Raw genomic sequence first — 2,601 nt, 5'->3', positions numbered from 1 at the left:
CTCTCTGTTTTGCTCAATTCAACCATGTTTAAAGCTCCTTATCCCGCAACAGGCAGATTTAATCATCAACTGATAAAGAAAAGGGCCTGCAATGCATAATTACCAATAAGTGTATAGAGGCAAAAAAGAGGCATACAACCCCGCCAAAGAGCCAATTTCGTGGAGCGTGCGGGCAATTTCGCGAGAAAAACTAACGAAACCACTTCACATACTTTTTAATTATCAAACATATTCGTCCGCAGAAGAGCCTTACAATTCCTTCTAGACGACAGGATACGAGGAATGGCGGCATAGTCAGGGCTTGTGTGATGGTGAGGATACTCAATCTGCGTGGGCTGGATTGCAGATCGATTAGTCAAGAAAATGGTCGTTTTCTTGACAATTTGATATGTCTTATTTTGAACGCCAGTTGTAAAATGTGGCATCGCTTATGCCTTGCTGCCTGCAAAGCTCTCGGGCTGACATACCTGCCTAGTGGGTTTTTAAAATACCGATAATCTGCTCTTCACTGAAACGGGATCTCTTCATTGAATGTCTCCTTCTTCGGAAAAAGACTAACTCAAAATCAGGAACATTTCTGGGGAGCAGGTCACACGCTCTCCCCAACGAACATAACGATTATAAACCGTTGTGTGAGGGCCATAACGTTCCGGAAGATCTCGCCAGGGTGCGCCTGTGCGCAAGATATAGAAGATACCATTCAGAATAACACGGTCATCACGACGAGCAGGACCTCGACCCTTCTTTGGTAATAAAGGCTCAATAACCAGCCACTCTTCATCACTTAAATCAAATCGTGCCATATAATACTCCATAAAACAGGAGCTATGAATCACAAAAAATCATATTTTACAAGAGAGTGAATTGGGTTCAAACCCTAGTGTTGCTGCGGAGTGACGTGAGCCCTGAAAACTCCTCCATATTACTGTAGAGCCCTTCTGTTTAGGGAAATTAACTGATCAAGGCCGTACAGGCCGAGATACTTGTTTGTTTTTAGAAGCGGTATTATTCCTATTATACCGCCAAAATCAAATCGAAAGCTTCCTGCTGGGTTTGATAAAGAGACATATAAGTGGCAACACTTAATTGAACATTACTTTGGAAAGCTCAAAGAGAATAGAGGCATAGCAATGAGATCCTGTAAAACCGATCAGAGTTTCACTGCATTCATTTCAATTGCAGCAACTCTCATTCGTATAAAATAAATGTCAACAAGCCCTGGTTTTGCGAGCTATTTTGACGGAGTGTTTTTTTGTTCGTAAATGCTATTGGCGAATAAATGTAGATTACGTTTTTTTTGGCGATGTTTTGATTGATTTGTTTTTTTTTGTGTCGAACATTGTTTCTGCATGTAGTGCATGAGTGGTTTATATGGAAAAACAAACAATGGGATTGCACAGATTTTGGTTAGTCCTAGTTATTCTTATGTTTTTTTTTATAGCGGATGAGATGCTGACTCTCTATGTGATAGATGAGATGCTGACTCTCTATGTGATAAGGGAAGCAGAAATATTTTAAAGATGTAATTTCGACAATGCTTTTTGTTTTGGGGAAGCCCTGAAATTAGAAACTATATATCTGTCTATAAATTTAGCTAGGAAACTTCTTTATTAATCATAATGCTAATCGGAGAGTTAGGATAGAGAGTTACCATAATAAATTGATGCTTTGTTGGGTAATGGCTTTAGCTGAAAATTTTTGGAAATTTGGAAAATGAGTAGTATTGCAAAGCTACAAATAGTGTCTGATGAGAGAACTGAGTTAAAGCATTTTACTTTTGCTGAACATGGGAAATATAATTTTTCTCCCAACATAGAAGTATGTATAACTGTGAATATTCTGTCCGTTAATAATGACCATTACAATGTTGTAAATAATGAAGCTGGAAAAGTTGAGATTAAAAACTGGATATACAAAATTTTATCAGAAAATATGATGGTTGGTAATTTTAAAAATGAGAATATTGTTGACGGAATTCAAACAAAAATCCGCAATATTATTTCAGAAGATATAGCAAAAGATTGGAAAGTTTCTCATATTTCAAGCAGGCTTGGTATGAGTGAAATAACACTCAGACGTCGACTTCAAAGTGAAGAGACAACTTGTTCCAAAATTATACGATATGAACGATTACGGCAGGCTCTTATTCTTCTGAATACGACTGATCTAGCTATTACACAGATAGCCTATATGACTGGTTTTGCCAGTTCTTCACATTTTTCCAGAGTTATTAAAGATAGCTTCAACATGACAGCAAGAGAAATTCGTAAAAGAGGGGGCTGACATAGATAATGGTTAATATGTAGTGCCCCATTTTAGCAAGCCTGTTATTCAGGTATTTACTCTGTCGATGTAAAAGCTCATCAGGGATCTTTCCTTCAGCTTTCAACACCTTGATAGCTTCTCCATATGTTGGAGCCTTGTCTGATGAGATCGACACAGGGATATATTTCTTATTGCGTTTGAGTGCCTTGCTAAGGAAACGCTTGGCTGCTTTGGTGTGCGCGTTGTTGATAAGTAGAAATCGAGGGTGTCCCCGTTCTTATCAATCGCTCTATACAAGTACTTTCTCTTCCCTTTAACCTTTATATAGGTTTCATC

The 2,601-nt window shown here is 38.3% G+C and carries 1 protein-coding gene and 3 pseudogenes; 1 reads left to right on the top strand and 3 read right to left on the bottom strand.

What is annotated here, in order from left to right; all coding sequences use genetic code 11:
• Positions 1-396: 396 nt before the first annotated feature.
• Together D9A03_RS19680 and D9A03_RS19675 are read right to left on the bottom strand one after the other, a co-directional pair.
• A pseudogene (locus D9A03_RS19680) lies at positions 397-528 on the bottom strand (transposase); the annotation flags it as partial.
• A gap of 74 nt (positions 529-602) precedes the next feature.
• Positions 603-803: pseudogene (locus D9A03_RS19675) on the bottom strand (transposase); the annotation flags it as partial.
• A gap of 910 nt (positions 804-1,713) precedes the next feature.
• On the opposite strand from D9A03_RS19675, the gene D9A03_RS19665 reads away from it, so the two are divergent.
• Positions 1,714-2,283: a helix-turn-helix transcriptional regulator gene (locus tag D9A03_RS19665; protein WP_120498937.1), complete on the top strand. Its 570-nt coding sequence runs from the start codon at positions 1,714-1,716 to the stop codon at positions 2,281-2,283.
• Between the two features lie 46 nt (positions 2,284-2,329).
• On the opposite strand, the pseudogene D9A03_RS19660 reads toward D9A03_RS19665, so the two are convergent.
• Positions 2,330-2,601: pseudogene (locus D9A03_RS19660) on the bottom strand (DDE-type integrase/transposase/recombinase); the annotation flags it as partial.

It is taken from the genome of Kiloniella sp. EL199 (assembly GCF_900313065.1).
GTDB lineage: Bacteria > Pseudomonadota > Alphaproteobacteria > Kiloniellales > Kiloniellaceae > Kiloniella.
This window is presented reverse-complemented; position numbering and strand designations above follow the sequence as displayed.